Genomic DNA, 16,075 nt, shown 5'->3' with positions numbered 1-16,075 from the left:
TCAGCGATGGCGCAGGGATTATCCGGGCCCTCTTCCGTTGAAGCTGATCTTGAGCCCGGAGATGGTCTGACCGACCCGCAGTACCGGTCGGATTTTCCGCGCAACATTGCTGCTGGCTGGTTCCAGTGGAAGAACAGGCTGGCTGAGGACGGGTTTCGGTTCAACATTGATTACCTGGCGTTGGGCCAAACAACGAATGCCGATCCGGGAACCGGCGAAGCGGCCAGTGGAATTGCGCGTATCTATGGCAGTTGGCAGGCGACGGAATGGGGTTCGCTGACGTTCAAGATCGAAGATCGGCACAGTTACACGGATGTTTCCCCGCAGTTTCTTGGCTTGGATGGCGGCGCGCGCGCGATTACGGGAACAGCATTCAACGACAACGGTTTGCTGTTGACCAACCTGTTCTGGACCCAAAGGGCCAGAGATGGCTCTTGGACATTGCAAATCGGGCAAATCGACGTGACGGACTTTGTGGATATCTACGGGCTGGTCAGCCCTTATAGTGGGTTCCAGAACCTGTCCTTCAACACCAACCCGACCATTAACACGCCCAATCAAGGTCTTGGCGTTGCCGGTGGGATAAAGCTCAGCAAAAACGTCTATGCCGTCGCCAGTGTCTCTGACGCAAACGCCGACCCGTCTGATCCAAATTTTGATGTGTTCAGCGATGGCAAACTCTTCAAATCACTCGAACTTGGCTACACCTCTGGCTTTGATCGCATCTATTTCGACAATATCCACCTGACCCTCTGGCATGCGGATGCCGCCGACGATGGCAGCCGTCCGGAAGACTATGGTGCCGCGTTTTCCGCGGCCTGGTTTGTCGACAACAGATGGATGCCATTCTTTCGGGCCGGGGCCTCAAAAGGGACGGCCGCGCTTTATGACCGGTCCGTCTCGGCCGGTTTGGGCTATTACGGTCGCAATACCGATCTGGCCGGGCTTGGCCTGAATTGGGCCGAGGCAAGAGGCATAGACGGCACACAGTTCACGCTTGAGGCATTCTATCGCTTTTCAATCTCACCCGGGCTGCAGATCACACCGTCGCTGCAGTTCATTTCCAACCCGCTCGATAACCCCGATCAGGACAGCATCACGCTGTTAGGTCTACGAACCCGGATCGTTTTCTGATGCCGGTATCACGCAGCATCTGTCTTGGATTTCTGTCTGGAGGTACCGCAATGAAGACCCTGTTGACCGCAAGCATAGTCGCTTTTGCTTTTGGTGGCGCATTGCACGCAAGCGAAGAAAGCAAGACATGGGACGCATCAGATGAAGCGAAGCAATTTGTGCAGGACACAATCGTGCTTGGCATGTTGGCCAGCCCTTACGGGACCGGTTGGACCGAGTATGAGCAGCTGCACACTTACTTCACACGGGCCCGGGAAAACGGCATCACGGGGCATGAGATGACGCTCGCTGCGGCGGATATGTCCTTTGAGACTTTTCTTGAACAGCATTACCATTTCCGCGCGGCGATGGCGCAGCAACCGGAAAACTACCTGATCGTGAACGAAACCCGCGATATTGAAGCCGCCCATATTCAAGGAAAGACGGCGGTCATCTGGAACAGCCAAACGGCCACGATTCTGGACGGCGATCTAAAGAAGATGGCCCTGCTCAAGGATATGGGGATCAAGAGTATGATCCTGGCCTACAATGACATCCTCCGAACCGGATCAGGGCAATTGGCGGCCTACAACGGGCGCGACATCGGGCTGACCCCTTGGGGGAAGTCTGTCATCGATGAAATGGTGCGGTTCGGTATCCTGCTGGACCTCAGCCATACCGGTTCCAAAACGGCCAATGACGCCATGGATTACATGGATGAGACCTACCCCGGTGTACCCTATGTTTACACGCATTCAGTCCCTGCCGGTCTTTATGCGAACGAACCCAATGCCACGCCGCGCGGGTGTTATCGGGCCATTCCCGATGATGAGGCGCTGCGCGCGGCCAAATCGGGGGGATATGTTTCTCCGACATTCACCGAATGGATGATGGACGGTGTCTGGCCCGAGGATATCTCTCCCAAACAAGCCGCTGATATGATCGACTACTACGTTCAACTTGTGGGCGTCGACCATGTCGGGATCGCAACGGATGACATGTTCTCGCTCGAACTGGTCGTGGAGTTCGCGACTGCAAACGCGAGCATGTACGATGACGGAGGGTACATGATCGATGCCTTCAACAAAGGGGCGACCGGCAACGGCGAACTTGCCAAAATTCTGGCCGCGATTACCGATGATCTTTGGGCGCGTGGCTATTCCAACGAAGACCTTGCAAAGATCTATGGCGGCAACAAGATGCGGGTCTACGCGCAAGTCTGGGAAGGCAAACCGCCCGAGCAGTTTCTGAAGGAATACCCCGAGCGTTTGCGCCTCAGGCAAGAGCTTCGTGATGGGTTCTATTCGCGATAGAAACGCAAGCGTGTGCATGAAGCTGGTCGACTAGGCGTGGCCAATTTCATTTTGGGCAAGTTGGCCCGGCTCTCAGCCTTTCAACGCATCGACAGCCGTTTTCAGCCGCGTGTTCGCCCACAGGTTAGCTGCCGCCGCGGAACGGATATCAGAGTTGAACAAACCCATCGGACCCATCACCGCGGGCCGGAACCCGCGCGCAGAAACCGGCGAGGTGACTGTCAGGCAATCCACTGGTGCAGTGCTGGGATGGGGATGGTGGGTGATGAGAGACTCGAACTCCCGACATCTTCGGTGTAAACGAAGCGCTCTACCAACTGAGCTAATCACCCGTGACGGTGCATGTAGCCAAGCCTGCGGGCGGGCGCAAGAGGGTGGGGTGGAATTTCTTGAATAGATTTGTTTCACCGGGATCGGTGGGAGGACCGCACGCCCAATGCCTGGGCCTTTGGCCAAAAACGTTGTCCGATCGAAGTTTTTTCTACCTTATCCAAAGTGCGTCAGGAAACGCGCTTGCGTGGTCCATGCAGCCTCCGATATTCCCAAACAGGATGGTAACTTTCCAGTCGGGAGTTTTAATGGCCCTTTCAATGGCCCGCCGAACAGTTTTTGCCTCTATGGTTCTGATCGCAGTTCTGCTGGCTCCGATACGGGCTGGGGCAGAGGGGATATTGGTATTCGCTGCAGCCAGCCTGAAAACCGCGCTGGATGAGATTGCGTTGGACTACACGCAGCAGACGGGCGTGGATGTGATCGTGTCATATGCGGCCTCGTCGGTCTTGGCGCGCCAGATTCAATTGGGTGCGCCGGCGGATGTGTTTATTTCCGCAAACCGGGATTGGATGGACGCGCTGCAAGGGGGCGGATGGATCGACCCTAAATCGCGGGTGGATCTGTTGGCAAATGGGCTGGTTCTGATTGGACCGGCGGACCGGGCGTCGGATGGACAGCTTGCCCCCGGATATGATCTCTCGGGTCAACTGGCGGGCGGTTATCTGGCTATGGCTTTGGTGGACGCGGTGCCTGCGGGCATTTACGGCAAAGAGGCGTTGCGGACTCTTGGCTTGTGGGATGCGGTGCAGGGGCAGGTGGCGCAATCGGACAATGTCCGCGCGGCGCTGGCTTTGGTTGCAACCGGCGCAGCCCCGCTGGGGGTTGTCTACCGATCTGATGCTATCGCTGAAACGCGTGTCGGCGTTGTGGGCACGATACCGTCCGAGGCGCATCAGCCGATTGTCTACCCTGCTGCTTTGACCGGTGCTGCCAACAAAGACGCCGCAGGGTTTCTGGATTATTTACAGACCAAGGACGCTGAGGTCGTGTTTCTGAACCAGGGCTTTGCCCTGCCGGGCGAGTGACGCAGATGGAGTGGTTGGGTCCGGCAGAGTTGGAGGCGTTGAAGCTGTCATTGCGCGTGTCTTTCTGGGCGACGCTGGCAACTTTGCCCTTCGGCATATTTGTGGCCTACGCGCTGGCGCGCTGGCGGTTTCCGGGTCGTCAGGTCCTGAACGGGTTGGTGCATTTGCCGCTGATCCTGCCGCCTGTCGTCACTGGATACCTGTTGTTGCTGACCTTCGGCATTCAAGGCCCGATGGGCCGATTTCTGGCCGAGTTTGGAATTGTCGTCGCGTTTCGCTGGACCGGGGCGGCTTTGGCCGCAGGGATCATGGCCTTTCCACTGATGGTCCGCGCCATTCGCCTGTCGATCGAAGCTGTGGACCCACGGCTGGAACAGGCCGGGTCAACGCTTGGGGCCTCGCGTCTGATGGTATTCGCGACTGTAACTCTGCCGATGATCCTGCCGGGGATCATCGCGGGCTCGATCCTCGCGTTCGCCAAAGCGATGGGAGAGTTCGGGGCAACCATCACCTTTGTGTCCAACATTCCGGGGCAGACCCAGACCTTGCCCTCGGCCGTATACGCCTTCCTGCAGGTTCCGGGCGGTGAGGCCGCTGCGACCAGATTGGTGATCATTTCGATCATCATCGCCATGTCTGCGCTGCTGCTCTCGGAATATGTAGGGCGGCGCGCCGCTGCCCGGGTGGCCGGGACATGAGCCTTTCTGTTCGCCTGCAACACAGCCTGCCGGGGATCGATCTGGATCTGACCTTTGACGCGCCGCCGGGGGTGACGGTTCTGTTCGGACGCTCCGGGTCGGGCAAAACCACGGTGGTCAACGCCGTCGCCGGGTTGCTGCGGCCACAGGCCGGTCGGGTCGCCGTGGATGATTGGGTTTTGTTCGACACCGATCACCAGAACTGGCTGCCCCCGCACAAACGGCGTCTGGGCTATATCTTTCAAGAGGGGCGCCTGTTCCCGCACCTGACCGTGCGCCAGAACCTTGCCTATGGCCGCTGGTTTGCGCCGCGCAAGGCAAAGCGGGAAAACCCCGACAAGGTCATCGAGATGCTGGGCATCGGTCATCTGCTGGATCGCCGTCCGGCCATGCTGTCGGGCGGTGAGAAACAGCGCGTTGCCATCGGTCGGGCCTTGCTGGCCAGCCCGCGCCTGATCCTTGCGGACGAGCCTCTGGCCGCGTTGGATGACGCGCGAAAGGCTGAGATCCTTCCCTATTTCGAACGCCTGCGCGATGAAGTGTCGGTCCCGATCCTTTATGTTACCCATTCGGCGGCCGAGGTTGCGCGTCTTGCGACGTCGGTGGTCGCGCTGCAGGACGGCAAGGTGGCGCGTCACGGTCCGGCGTCCGAGGTTCTGTCCGACCCGTCCGTCGCCCCTGCCGGTATTCGCGCCGTGGGGGCCGTGCTGCAGGTGCGGGTGCGGGAACATCATTCTGACGGTTTGACCGAGTTGGATGCCGGTGGCGAGCGGTTGTTCCTGCCGCGCATCGCGCATCAGGTCGGGGAAACCCTGCGCATTCGTATCCCCGCGCAAGAGGTTATTCTGTCCAGCAACCCGCCCGAGGGTCTGTCGGCCCTGAATGTGCTGAGCGGGCAGGTGGATTCGATCCGCGCGGGTGATGGGCCGGGGGCGATTGTGTCGGTAAAAACGCCAGCGGGCATTGTTCTGGCGCGGGTCACGCGACGCTCGGTCTCGGCGTTGGGTCTGCAACCCGGCGTGGCGTGCCATACGGTGATCAAAACCGTTGCGCTGGCACCGCAGGATGTTGGCGGGCGGATCTTGCAGGACAAATGACAGGGGGTCCTCTGACCGCTTTACTCATGCTGCACGACATCTATGTTATTGACAGAGAACGGAGTTCATTCAGGGTGTTTTGCCTATGAGACTTTTATCAGCTCTTTTGGTCACAGGCGGGATGGTTATGCCCGATTTGGCGCAAGCTGTCGGATTTGGCCTGAGCGTTCAGCCCCAGTACCGGACCGAGATCACTCAGGTCGGTGAGGGAACCTACAGCGTCAAAGCCATCGGTTCGTCCGCCCCTGTGAACTATTGGTGTGGCATTGGCGATTTTGCGATCCGTTCGCTGGGCGTGCCGAACAACCAGCGGATTTACATCTCGAAAGCCTATGAGCCGGGTGTGCGGACGGTTGAGTTCTCGCTGACCCCGCCGCCTGGTGCGGATACGAACCCCGGATACTCGATCACCGTCAAACGGGTGGGCGAGAATATGTCGGCATCCTCGGCGCAGAACTACTGCTATGACAACTTCATAGATTTCGGGTTCTGAGCTTTAGATCCATTTCGCCAGAGGCGGCAGGCTCATAAGCACGGCATCCGGGTCATGCCCGGTCTCCAGACCGAATTTCGTGCCTCGGTCATAGACCAGATTGTATTCGGCGTAGAGGCCGCGATGCACCAGTTGCGTCTCTTTATCGGCGTCCGAGAATGACTGCACCCGGCGCTTTTCAACCAGCGGCAGGAAGGCAGGCAGAAAGGCTTTGCCGATGTCCTGCGTCAGGGCGAAATCGGCCTGCCAGTCGCCAGTGCAGTAATCATCCATGAAGATACCGCCAACGCCGCGGGCGCGTTTGCGGTGGGGGATGTAGAAATATTCGTCGGCCCAGTCTTTCAGTCGCGGGTAATGGCCGGGGCCGTGCGGGTCCAGATGGGCCTTTTGCGTCGCGTGGAAATGGGCCGTGTCCTCATCATACTCAATGCAGGGGTTCAGGTCCGATCCACCGCCGAACCACCAGGCGTGCGGGGTCCAGAACATGCGCGTGTTCATATGCACCGCCGGGACATGCGGGTTCTGCATATGCGCCACCAGACTGATGCCCGACGCCCAGAACCTCGGGTCTTCGGTCATTTCGGGGATACCCTTGCGCGCCGCCATTGCCTGCTGCGCGCGTTCGCCCAGCGTGCCAAAGACGGTCGAGACATTGACCCCGACCTTTTCAAACACACGCCCACCGCGCATCACCGACATCAGACCGCCGCCTGCGTCCGAGCCATCCTCGGAGTGGCGGGTGGTTTCCTTGACCTCGAACCGACCCGGTCGGGCGTCCGAGAACGGGCCTGTGTCGTGGCTGTCTTCCAGCGCTTCAAAGGCGGCAACAATGTCATCGCGCAGTTGACGGAACCAGGCAGAGGCAGTGGTTTTTTCTGTATCGAACATGAGGTCTTAGTGAGCTGGCGCGGCAACAGGATCCAGCAGGGTCCGGCCACCGTCGATTGTCAGGATTTGCCCGGTGATGAAGCCGGCAGCGTCGGATGCGAGAAACTGGGCAGTTTCCGTCAATTCGGTGGGTGCAGCGATACGGGCCAGCGGGGTATGCTTTTCAATGTCATCCCGGAAGTCGCGGTTTTCCTTGAGCGTGGACTGCAAGGATGCACTCATGACTGATCCCAGCGCGATGGAATTCACGCGTATCCGGTTCGGGGCCAGTGCAACGGCCAGCGAGCGTGTCATCTGATCCAGCGCAGCCGTAGACACCGAATAGGCCATCAGATCGGGATGGGTTCGGCGGGCGGCAATCGAGGACAGGTTGATGATCGATCCGGCCGGGTTTTCGTCCTCGTCCCCGGCCTGTTTGATCATGCGCTTGGCCACCAACTGGCTGAGACGCAACGCGGGCATCAGGTTCTGGTTCAGCAGCGAGCGGACCGAGTCGTCATCGGGGTCCAGCGGATCGGACGGGATCACCTGCCGCGCGCCGTTGATCAGAATGTCCACCTGATCGAACGCGTCCAGCGTGGCCGACAGAAGGTTGGCGATGGTCAGTTTCTCGCGCAAATCGCCTGCGAAATAGCGGATATTGCTGTCATCTGCCTGCTCGCCCAGTTCCTCGACCAGACGCTTTTCGTCCATATCGGCGAACATCACATTCGCCCCGGCATCGGCAAAGTGGCGTCCAATGGCCAGCCCGATCCCATTGGCCCCGCCTGTGACGATTGCTGTCTTGCCAGCTATGGAAAAGGACATCCGAATCCTCCTGAGTTGGGGGGCAGGTTAACGGGCCTCAGCGTCGAGGGCGAGAGGCATGAAAGACCTTGAACCGATTGTCACCGGCAACCTCTTCCACATGCGCGAAAGTCTCGGCCAGCGTGGCCTCGTAGGGCAGGTGGCGATTGGCGACCATCCACAGATCGCCATTGCGGGTCAGGTTGCGGGCGGCAGCGGTGATAAACCCCTGACCCAACGCGGGATCAGCGCTGCGCGAGGTGTGAAAGGGCGGGTTCATGATGACGGTATCGCAAGGCTCGCTGGCCTTCCACGTCACAGCGTCTGCCCAGTGAAACGCGGCCCGGTCGTCGGTCACATTGGCGCGGGCACAGCCGAGTGCGACATGATCCGCCTCGACCAGATGCAAAGATGTGATGCGGTCGCGCTTCAGCAATTCGGCTGACAGATACCCCCAGCCGGCCCCAAGATCGGCAACACGTGGCCCCAGCTTTGCGGGCAGGGTTTGCAACAGAAGCGCCGAGGCTGGATCGATGCCGTCCGCAGAGAATACGCCGGGCGCAGTCCGGTACCCCTCGACCAGTTGCGTTTTCGGCGCGGCCCAATCGGCAAAAGCCTGAGGCTCGGATTGGAACCAGAATATCTTGCCATGTGCCTTGGAAAGCGGCCCATCGACGGGCACACGCTTGCGCACGTCTTTCAGGATACTGTCCACGCCATTGGTTTTGGCCCCGTCAACAACAACCAAGCCACTAGCACGGGTGCAGGCCTGATGGATCAGCGCGCGGGCCAGAGCCTTGGCGCGGGGCAGGAAAACAATTGCATCCTGACAGGGTGCGCCCGCTTCGGGCACTGCGGCGAAACCCAGCGACGCAAAGTGATCGTGAAATGGTTTGAACGGCTGCACGACCTGCGTATCACGCGGCAGGTCGGACAGATCCTGCTCGGGCGTCGGGCCGATCACTGTCAGCGGGTGCGACAGCGTCAAACCGCTTTGCAGGGCGAGATCGAGGCGAGGGGACATCTTCGAATGCGTCGAACAGCAGCGCGGGGCTTACTCTTCGCGCTCCATTGTACATTGCAGCGGATGCTGATGGCGGCGGGCAAAATCCATCACCTGACCCACCTTGGTTTCGGCAATCTCGTGGCTGAACACGCCGACAACGGCGACGCCCTTCTTGTGCACGGTCAGCATGATCTCGAACGCCTGCGCATGGGTCATGCCAAAGAAACGCTCAAGCACGTGAACCACAAACTCCATCGGTGTGTAGTCGTCATTCAGCAGCAACACCTTATAGAGCGGAGGACGCTTGGTCTTTGGCCGCGTCTGAACCAGAACGGACGAGTCGGCATCGTCATCCGATTTGTCAGACATCATCCAGGGGTTTTCCAGCATCGCGCGCTTCTGTCCGATTCAGGCATTGGGTTTATCTGAGCGCTTATATAACGTCGATGGGCGCAGAGAAAAGAGGAAGAGAGCGTATTCTGAATGGTGGAAAAACTGACCACAATCGGGTTCGACGCGGATGACACCCTTTGGCATAACGAACGGTTCTTTCAACTGACGCAGGCGCATTTCGCCAGCTTGCTGAAAGACCACGCCGACCGCGATCACCTGATGGAGCGTCTTCTGGCCGCCGAGAAACGCAATATCCGGCACTATGGCTACGGCATCAAAGGCTTTGTTCTGTCGATGATCGAAACGGCGATTGAGGTGACCGAAGATCGTGTGCCTGCATCCGTAATCCGTCAGTTGATCGAAGCCGGGCAAGAGATGTTGGCTTATCCGATCGAGTTGCTTCCCCATGCCCGCGAAGCCGTTGAGGCGGTCACCAACGAATATCGCGTTGTTTTGATCACCAAGGGCGATCTGATCGATCAGGAGCGTAAACTGGCCCAGTCGGGGTTGGGTGACTTGTTCGACGCGGTCGAAATTGTCTCGGAAAAGACAGCCGACACATACCGGTCGATCTTCACCTCACATGGCGATGGCCCGGCGTCGGCGATGATGGTCGGCAACTCGATGCGGTCAGATGTTGTGGCCCCGATTCAGGCTGGTTCCTGGGGCGTTTACGTGCCGCATGGTCTGGTGTGGGAGGTCGAGCATGCCGACGCCCCCGTCGATGATCCGCGATTCCGCGAGCTGCGGGATTTGGGCGATCTCAGCGATCTGATCCAGGAACTCGGGTGATGTTGCCATTCGGCCTCAGTTCCGAAAAATCCGCTTTGGGATACGCCCCGTTCCCGCCAACTTCGCCGATGTAGTAGGGCCAGGGTCGCGCCGCGCCTAGATATAGCTGCGGGTGCGGGCCATAACGAAACTGCGAAAACCGCAGCTTTCGGTTTATTTCATACGGCCCCTGTGTTAGCCTTTCCGACAAGCAGAATAAATTTTAGCTGACCGGGAAAACCCGGCGGCGCGAGGCAGACAGAGGCAAAGATCGTGCAGATTCGGCGGACAGTTCCGGCCCGAATGGGCTTATTTCTCATCGCATTGTTGATGGTGCTTTCTTTTGCGCCGCTTAAATCTTTGGCCGCACCCTACGCCGCCATGGTGATCGATGCCCGCACGGGCGAGGTTCTTCATTCCCGCAACGCGGACACCCGGCTGCATCCGGCATCGCTGACCAAGATGATGACGCTGTATATCGCGTTCGAGGCGGTGCGGAACGGCGAGATCACATTGGATACCCCGGTTCGTATCACCCGGGCCGCGGCGGCAGAGCCACCTTCGAAACTGGGCCTGCGCTCGGGCCAGACCATCGCGTTCCGGTACCTGATCCGCGCGGCGGCTGTGAAATCGGCCAACGACGCAGCAACCGCCATCGGCATCGCGCTCAGCGGGTCCGAGGCCGCCTTTGCGCGTCGCATGACCCGCACGGCCAAGGCCATGGGCATGAGCCGCACGACCTTCAAGAACGCACACGGGCTGACCGAGTCGGGGCATTTGTCCACCGCGCGCGACATGACCACGCTGGGGCGGCATCTGCTGTATGATTATCCGCAGTATTACAACCTGTTCTCGCGCCAATCGACCCATGCCGGGATCAAGACGGTTCCCAATACGAACCGCCGCCTGCTGGCTGCATACCGGGGCGCGGACGGGATCAAGACAGGCTACACCCGTGCTGCGGGCTTCAACCTTGTCGCCTCGGCCAAGCGTAAGGATGAGCGTATCATCGCAACCGTGTTTGGCGGCAAATCCAGCGCCTCGCGCAACGCCAAGGTGGCCGAACTGCTGGATATGGGCTTCCGCCGTGCGCCGTCACGCGCACCGATCCGCAAACCTGCGCGGCCATCTTACGCGGGCAATACGGGGCTTGGCGGTTCGACTCAGGTGGCCAGCATTAGCGGCGCGCCCAAAGCCAGCCTGCGCCCGGTTCTGCGTCCAAGCGCGGCCACGCAAGTTGCCAGCGCAATCGCCGAGACGGCAGATCAGGATCGTGACCGTATCCAAAGCGGCATCGCTGCGGCCATTGCCGAGGCTGATATTGCACCCACCGCTCCTCCGGTCGAAAGCTCGGACACACGCCCTGCATTGCGGCCCGACAACCTGGTTCTGGCATCGACACAACCTGCGGAACAGCCCGAACCCGAGCAAGAGGTCGTCACCCGCCTGTCCACATCCGGCGGGCATCTGTGGGGCGTCAATGTCGGTCGCTACACCACACGATATGAGGCCGAGAAGATCTTGCTGAAAACAGCGCTGTCGGAAATGACCACGCTGGAGGGCACGCTGCGCAAGGTCAATCAAAGCTCGAAAGGGTTCGAGGCGACGTTCCAGGGCATGACCCGCGAACAGGCCGATCTGGCCTGCCGCCGGTTGCAGGCGCGCAATGTTACCTGTTTCATGATCGGGCCGTCATAAGACCCGGCATATTCTCTCCTGATGGGTCTGGGCTGCGAGGTTTCGCAGCCCTTTTTTCATCCGGGAATGTCAGTCGAACACATGGCCATGTTCATACTGCTCGTCCTGCCCGGCGGCTGCCGTTAGTGCGGCCACGTTGTCCTTGGTAAAGAACCCGTCATAGTGGTGGCAGCGTTCGATATATTCGGTGATCAGCAGCGTGTTCTTCGAGTGTTTTGAGAAGATCTGTTTCAGGTTCGGATCGTCTTTGCACTCGCCCACCACATGCGCCAGGAACGGCACGCCCGTGTCTTTCAGGGTATTAACGACGAAATCGACATTCTTCTCACCCGCGCCATGATCGCCGTCTTGTATCTCGACCGCTATGTGGTGCAGGCGGCGCCCGAAATTGCGCACGAAATCCTCGGTCGGCATTGGCAGCTTGGCGAAGGAATTCACAAAGGACGGCGTGTTGTTGGCGGTGAACACCTTGGCCGGGGATTTCTTGTCGTCATCCACATTGGCGTTGCGGTTCACATTGGTGGAAGAGTTCATGTCGAAAATGTTGTATGCGCCCCAGAAATAATAGGGCACCATGGTCAGAAATTCGAGGATCGCATCCTCACGCTCACCCGCCAGAACCCGCGTGGCAAGGTGGTCGATCCCCAGCATCAGCGGCCCAATCTTGCTGTCCTCGGCAAACGCGGCCGCCTCATCCAGTTTCGCCTTCTCGGCATCGCTGAGCAAAACGCGATCCCCGAGGCCCAGACTGTCTGGATCATTGAAATCCAGCGTCGAGTAACCGACCCGATTGCAGGTGAAATCGGACGGGGTGGTAAACCGAAACCCGTCCAGCGTGTAAAAGGGGTTCTCGGTGTCGCCCGCATACTCGAACCGAATGTTCTGATCTTCCAGCGTCTTGGTAAGCGCGCCTAGATCGCTGGCGGCAAAGACCTCGCCCACATACCGGGTTTGGGGCGTATTGCGGGCCAGCGGATACATGCGGTTGATACGCGGGATGAAGTCTTCAAATGTTTCGCTCAGCGGTGCCATCACCATCAGTGCCGGGTAATCGGCATGTGAATGCAGGACCGAGAACTTGTGTGTCCTCCCCAAATAGCTGGCCGAGTGGCGATAGGGCGTCATCACATACAATTCGACCAAGGTATCGAACAGAGCGGCGGTTTCGACCTGTATGACAATCGCCCGCATGGGGCCAACCTGATCCGCGATCCCCGAACTTGTCCGCCGTTCATAGATCATCGGCAGGTATTCGTGAAAGAAGTCCGAGTTCTTCTTGTCGCCTCGGGGTTCATAAGACATCAGATCGAAAGACATTGGCGCCTCCTTGCGGAAATCTGGCTGCAAGCGTGTTGCTGCAATAACGGTATTCAGAACATGCACTTGCAGGCATGCTAGGCGCTGAACCCCGTTCGGGCAACAGCCAGACCCTGGACCGCCTGGATTACGGCCAGATGGCTATCTGGTGAACTTTGTCACCTCGACCTCGCCCGCAATCAGGTTTTCCCGGACCGAGTGGGCAATCTGCACAGCCGTTGGCCCGTCGCCATGCAGGCAGATCGTATCGATTGAGGTCTCAAGGTGTTTGCCGGATTCAGTGATGATCGCGCCCTCGCGAACCATGTTCAGGATGCGCGGCCCGGCAACTTCGGGGTCATGGATCACCGCGCCGGGCAAGCTGCGATCGACCAGAGTGCCGTCGTCATTATAGGCGCGGTCGGCAAAAATCTCGCCCACCCATTTGCAGCCAAGCTCGCGCACGGCCTCTTCCTGTTTCGTAACCGCCAGTACCATGATGATGATGTCGGGGTCCACATCCAGCGCCCCCTGATAGCAGGCCCGCGCCATGTCGATATCGACCGAGCACATATTGGCCAACGCCCCATGCAGTTTCAGGTGCCGGACCTTGGTGCCAACAGCCGCCGCCATCCCCATGGCTGCGCCCAGTTGGTACCGCACCAGATTGCGCAGGCTGCCATGGGGCACTTTCATATTGCGGCGGCCAAAGCCCTGAAGATCGGGAAAGCCGGGATGTGCGCCAATGCCCACATCGTTCTCGGCGGCCAACGCCATCGTCTTGGCCATCACGTCCCAATCACCGGCATGAAACCCGCAGGCGATATTGGCAGAGGTGATGATCTTCAACAGGCTTTCGTCATCGCCCATCTTCCACGGGCCAAAGCTTTCGCCCATATCAGCATTCAGATCCACGCGCGGCATCTAACGGTCTCCTTGCTCGGTGGCAGAGATCACTCCGCCGATCAATTGGTAGGACAACAAGTCCGGAATGTCATGCGGGTCGCGCACCAGTGGCTCAACACGCCCCGGCAGGCGGGCAAGATCCGCCCGAAAGGCCGCATCCAGTTCCATCGCCTGATCCATCGTCACGAATTCGAACCGGACCGAGCCACCTGCGAGGGTTTGCGCGGCACGCGGCATATCGCAGGGCAGTACGGTTGCAATCCGGGGGTAACCGCCGGTCGTCTGGCACTCGGGCAGCAGGATGAACGGGTTGCCAGTTCCGGTCATCTGGATGTCGCCGGGGGTGATCACTTCGGACAGGATGTTCAACTGCCCCTTCGCGGCGAACCCCTCACCGTCGCTCTCCATCTGCATGCCCATCCGGTTGGCGCGGGCACCCCGCCGGAACTGGGTTTGCGTGAAACGGCCCAGCGTCGTGTCATCAAACAGTGGGGTCTGAAAGCTGGCCACAACGCGCAATGTGCCGCCGTTGAACCGGTCGCTGGGGGGCAGCTTGCGCCCGGGCTCGCCTGCATCCGGCCCCGCGGGAAGCGTATCGCCCGCCTCGACCGCGCGCCCGATTTTAGCCGTCAGATGGGTCGCGCGTGAGCCAAGAAACACCTCGGTATCGATGCCACCACCCACATGAAGGTAGCCATAATTGCCTTGCAACGTCGCACCAATCGTCAGGCGTTGCCCGGGTTCCAGATGATGGGATGCGTTCCAGACAACAGGCGCGCCATCGATACTGGCTTGCATAGGCGCGCCGGTCAGCGCGACCCGCACGGGCTGAGTGGCTTCGAACTCGCCCCCCATGCCTGCCATTTCCAACGCGGCCAAGTCCGGGCTTTGCCGCAACAAGGCCGCGCCTTCATGCAGCGCCAGAATGTCGGCCGCCCCGGACCGGGACAGTCCCTGATCCAGGTACCCCGTGCGCCCCTGATCCTGAATGGTGCATGCGGGGCCGATACGTCTAACAATCAGGCTCATGACGCAATCTCGTGACACGTTGCGCCGCCAAGGCCGTCTTCGTTGTTCGTGCGAATGCTCTGCAATTCGTCACGCGAAATGGGATCAAACTGCAATTCGTCGCCGGGTCTCAGGGTGAAGGTCTCTTCCATCTCGGGCCGGAAGCACCGGAACGCAGTTTGACCGATATGCCGCCATCCGGTCGGGGTGGGGCCGGAAAACAGAACAAACTGCGAGATCGCAAGGACCAGAGCCCCCTCAGGCACCATCGGGTTTAATTCTTGCAGGCGCGGTATTTCGAACTCGGGCCCAAGGGGGCCGAGGTAAGGCTGACCGGGCGCAAAGCCAATCGTCAGAACCCGCACGCGGGACTGGCTGAGGCGGCGAATGGCCTCGGCGGTGCTCAATCCGGCGGCGGCTGCCGCTTCATCCAGTTGCGGGGCAAGATCGGTACCGTACACAGTCGGAACCCGCCACAACCTGCGCCCCGTCGGCAAGGGCGTCGCATACCAATCCTGCTGTTCCAAAAGCTGATGGAGGCTGGCTGTGATTTCACCGTAGGTCAGCTGCTGCGGATCATACCGCACATAAGCCGACCCAAGAGACGCCGAGGTCTCAACAATCCCGCTCAGGCCCAAGGCATCAAGCGCGGCCCGAAACGCCAGCGCGGCCCGGTTTGCGGTATCCGACATAGTGTCTGCAAACGTCACCAGGGCTCCGTCAAAGCCGACATTGCGTATAGCAGGAAAAGTGGGGGTGAGGGTCATGTCCGTCCCGCATCATCGTCATTGCTTGTTCCCTGGGAACCAGAGCGCATCGCGCAGAGATGCGCAAGGTCGGGTGCGGTGTCAGGGTGGCTTTTCAATGCCATCCAAATCTTTCCTGCGCACTTCATGCCGTTGGGCGCGGGAAACTATCCCGATTCATCGATTCATGCGGTGTTGAGCAAGGCCGATTCACCACACCGAGTCGCGTAGCCTAGTAGTCGGTGGCCATCGATGCCCTATATATAGTGGTGGACTGTGTAGGCCTTGGTTCGGAACAGCGACTGCGAGGCCCCACAAGTACCCCGCAGGTGCAGAGATTGGTGTTTGGTGGGTTGCTAAACAATTGAAAAGTATATATTTTCCCTGAGTATGCAAAAAAATGCGCCAGAATGCATTTTTCTGCTTGCGGCTATGAAAGGTTATGCTTAGAACGCCCTTCACCGGCGCTGCTGAGGCGCTCGGGACGCGGCGGGAGCGGCGGAGA

Annotated in this window: 16 protein-coding genes and 1 tRNA gene; 8 read left to right on the top strand and 9 right to left on the bottom strand. The window is 59.5% G+C overall.

The window, feature by feature from the left end:
- Positions 1-6 precede the first annotated feature (6 nt).
- Entirely contained in the window at positions 7-1,134 is a 1,128-nt protein-coding gene (locus ACR0KX_RS14945; protein ID WP_480708551.1) for a carbohydrate porin, read from the top strand.
- 50 nt (positions 1,135-1,184) lie between these two features.
- Positions 1,185-2,426 (top strand): dipeptidase, encoded by a 1,242-nt coding sequence (locus ACR0KX_RS14940; protein WP_480708550.1) that lies wholly within the window; start codon positions 1,185-1,187, stop codon positions 2,424-2,426.
- 256 nt (positions 2,427-2,682) lie between these two features.
- Here ACR0KX_RS14940 and ACR0KX_RS14935 read toward each other — a convergent pair.
- A tRNA-Val gene (locus ACR0KX_RS14935) sits at positions 2,683-2,758 on the bottom strand.
- 285 nt (positions 2,759-3,043) lie between these two features.
- Here ACR0KX_RS14935 and modA point away from each other — a divergent pair.
- The 4 genes from modA to ACR0KX_RS14915 all read left to right on the top strand — a co-directional run bounded on the left by modA (position 3,044) and on the right by ACR0KX_RS14915 (position 6,072).
- Entirely contained in the window at positions 3,044-3,784 is a 741-nt protein-coding gene (gene modA, locus ACR0KX_RS14930) for a molybdate ABC transporter substrate-binding protein (protein WP_480708549.1), read from the top strand.
- 5 nt (positions 3,785-3,789) lie between these two features.
- Complete coding sequence (gene modB / locus ACR0KX_RS14925) at positions 3,790-4,482, top strand: molybdate ABC transporter permease subunit (protein ID WP_170455694.1); 693 nt, start codon at positions 3,790-3,792, stop codon at positions 4,480-4,482.
- Positions 4,479-5,579 carry a molybdenum ABC transporter ATP-binding protein gene (gene modC, locus ACR0KX_RS14920; protein ID WP_170455443.1) on the top strand — a complete coding sequence of 367 codons (1,101 nt, stop codon included), beginning with the start codon at positions 4,479-4,481 and terminating at the stop codon, positions 5,577-5,579. Before modB ends, modC begins: the two co-directional genes overlap by 4 nt.
- A gap of 85 nt (positions 5,580-5,664) precedes the next feature.
- Positions 5,665-6,072 carry a hypothetical protein gene (locus ACR0KX_RS14915; protein ID WP_170455441.1) on the top strand — a complete coding sequence of 136 codons (408 nt, stop codon included), beginning with the start codon at positions 5,665-5,667 and terminating at the stop codon, positions 6,070-6,072.
- 3 nt (positions 6,073-6,075) lie between these two features.
- Here ACR0KX_RS14915 and hemF read toward each other — a convergent pair whose 3' ends face one another.
- From hemF to clpS, 4 genes are read right to left on the bottom strand one after another with little or no spacing between them, the layout of a single operon-like run.
- Positions 6,076-6,960: an oxygen-dependent coproporphyrinogen oxidase gene (gene hemF / locus ACR0KX_RS14910; RefSeq protein ID WP_170623921.1), complete on the bottom strand. Its 885-nt coding sequence runs from the start codon at positions 6,958-6,960 to the stop codon at positions 6,076-6,078.
- A gap of 6 nt (positions 6,961-6,966) precedes the next feature.
- Positions 6,967-7,767: an SDR family oxidoreductase gene (locus tag ACR0KX_RS14905; protein ID WP_170455437.1), complete on the bottom strand. Its 801-nt coding sequence runs from the start codon at positions 7,765-7,767 to the stop codon at positions 6,967-6,969.
- A 37-nt stretch (positions 7,768-7,804) separates the two neighbouring features.
- The gene (locus ACR0KX_RS14900) at positions 7,805-8,770 is read right to left on the bottom strand and encodes a class I SAM-dependent methyltransferase (RefSeq protein WP_480708548.1); all 966 of its coding nucleotides are present in this window, start codon (positions 8,768-8,770) and stop codon (positions 7,805-7,807) included.
- Positions 8,771-8,800: 30 nt separating this feature from the next.
- Positions 8,801-9,142 (bottom strand): ATP-dependent Clp protease adapter ClpS, encoded by a 342-nt coding sequence (gene clpS / locus ACR0KX_RS14895; RefSeq protein WP_170455433.1) that lies wholly within the window; start codon positions 9,140-9,142, stop codon positions 8,801-8,803.
- A 93-nt stretch (positions 9,143-9,235) separates the two neighbouring features.
- Here clpS and ACR0KX_RS14890 point away from each other — a divergent pair, with 93 nt between their 5' ends.
- Entirely contained in the window at positions 9,236-9,937 is a 702-nt protein-coding gene (locus tag ACR0KX_RS14890) for an HAD family hydrolase (protein ID WP_170455431.1), read from the top strand.
- A gap of 282 nt (positions 9,938-10,219) precedes the next feature.
- On the top strand, positions 10,220-11,614 hold the full coding sequence (locus tag ACR0KX_RS14885; RefSeq protein WP_170455430.1) for a D-alanyl-D-alanine carboxypeptidase family protein: 1,395 nt from the start codon (positions 10,220-10,222) through the stop codon (positions 11,612-11,614).
- 69 nt (positions 11,615-11,683) lie between these two features.
- Here the strand turns inward: ACR0KX_RS14885 and ACR0KX_RS14880 are convergent, their stop codons facing one another.
- The 4 genes from ACR0KX_RS14880 to ACR0KX_RS14865 all read right to left on the bottom strand — a co-directional run bounded on the left by ACR0KX_RS14880 (position 11,684) and on the right by ACR0KX_RS14865 (position 15,591).
- The gene (locus tag ACR0KX_RS14880; protein ID WP_170623913.1) at positions 11,684-12,931 is read right to left on the bottom strand and encodes a hypothetical protein; all 1,248 of its coding nucleotides are present in this window, start codon (positions 12,929-12,931) and stop codon (positions 11,684-11,686) included.
- A gap of 141 nt (positions 12,932-13,072) precedes the next feature.
- A complete protein-coding gene (locus tag ACR0KX_RS14875; protein WP_170455425.1) occupies positions 13,073-13,834 on the bottom strand; it encodes a 5-oxoprolinase subunit PxpA in 762 nt (253 codons plus the stop codon).
- Positions 13,835-14,845 carry a 5-oxoprolinase subunit C family protein gene (locus ACR0KX_RS14870; RefSeq protein ID WP_170455423.1) on the bottom strand — a complete coding sequence of 337 codons (1,011 nt, stop codon included), beginning with the start codon at positions 14,843-14,845 and terminating at the stop codon, positions 13,835-13,837.
- Positions 14,842-15,591 (bottom strand): carboxyltransferase domain-containing protein, encoded by a 750-nt coding sequence (locus ACR0KX_RS14865; RefSeq protein ID WP_170455421.1) that lies wholly within the window; start codon positions 15,589-15,591, stop codon positions 14,842-14,844. Before ACR0KX_RS14865 ends, ACR0KX_RS14870 begins: the two co-directional genes overlap by 4 nt.
- Positions 15,592-16,075 lie beyond the last annotated feature (484 nt).

The sequence above is a fragment of the Ruegeria sp. BG5 genome (assembly GCF_056538425.1).
The sequence above is the reverse complement of the archived record's forward strand: the minus strand, read 5'-3'. Positions and strand labels throughout refer to the sequence as shown.

Bases quoted from the DNA above. Each gene is read 5' to 3' on its own strand.
- ACR0KX_RS14915 (WP_170455441.1), top strand. From the start codon at position 5,665: ATGAGACTTTTATCAGCTCTTTTGGTCACAGGCGGGATGGTTATGCCC.
- ACR0KX_RS14905 (WP_170455437.1), bottom strand. From the start codon at position 7,767: ATGTCCTTTTCCATAGCTGGCAAGACAGCAATCGTCACAGGCGGGGCC.
- ACR0KX_RS14875 (WP_170455425.1), bottom strand. From the start codon at position 13,834: ATGCCGCGCGTGGATCTGAATGCTGATATGGGCGAAAGCTTTGGCCCG.
- clpS (WP_170455433.1), bottom strand. From the start codon at position 9,142: ATGCTGGAAAACCCCTGGATGATGTCTGACAAATCGGATGACGATGCC.
- ACR0KX_RS14900 (WP_480708548.1), bottom strand. From the start codon at position 8,770: ATGTCCCCTCGCCTCGATCTCGCCCTGCAAAGCGGTTTGACGCTGTCG.
- ACR0KX_RS14890 (WP_170455431.1), top strand. From the start codon at position 9,236: ATGGTGGAAAAACTGACCACAATCGGGTTCGACGCGGATGACACCCTT.
- ACR0KX_RS14870 (WP_170455423.1), bottom strand. From the start codon at position 14,845: ATGAGCCTGATTGTTAGACGTATCGGCCCCGCATGCACCATTCAGGAT.
- ACR0KX_RS14940 (WP_480708550.1), top strand. From the start codon at position 1,185: ATGAAGACCCTGTTGACCGCAAGCATAGTCGCTTTTGCTTTTGGTGGC.
- ACR0KX_RS14880 (WP_170623913.1), bottom strand. From the start codon at position 12,931: ATGTCTTTCGATCTGATGTCTTATGAACCCCGAGGCGACAAGAAGAAC.
- ACR0KX_RS14885 (WP_170455430.1), top strand. From the start codon at position 10,220: ATGGGCTTATTTCTCATCGCATTGTTGATGGTGCTTTCTTTTGCGCCG.
- modC (WP_170455443.1), top strand. From the start codon at position 4,479: ATGAGCCTTTCTGTTCGCCTGCAACACAGCCTGCCGGGGATCGATCTG.
- modA (WP_480708549.1), top strand. From the start codon at position 3,044: ATGGTTCTGATCGCAGTTCTGCTGGCTCCGATACGGGCTGGGGCAGAG.
- modB (WP_170455694.1), top strand. From the start codon at position 3,790: ATGGAGTGGTTGGGTCCGGCAGAGTTGGAGGCGTTGAAGCTGTCATTG.
- hemF (WP_170623921.1), bottom strand. From the start codon at position 6,960: ATGTTCGATACAGAAAAAACCACTGCCTCTGCCTGGTTCCGTCAACTG.
- ACR0KX_RS14865 (WP_170455421.1), bottom strand. From the start codon at position 15,591: ATGACCCTCACCCCCACTTTTCCTGCTATACGCAATGTCGGCTTTGAC.
- ACR0KX_RS14945 (WP_480708551.1), top strand. From the start codon at position 7: ATGGCGCAGGGATTATCCGGGCCCTCTTCCGTTGAAGCTGATCTTGAG.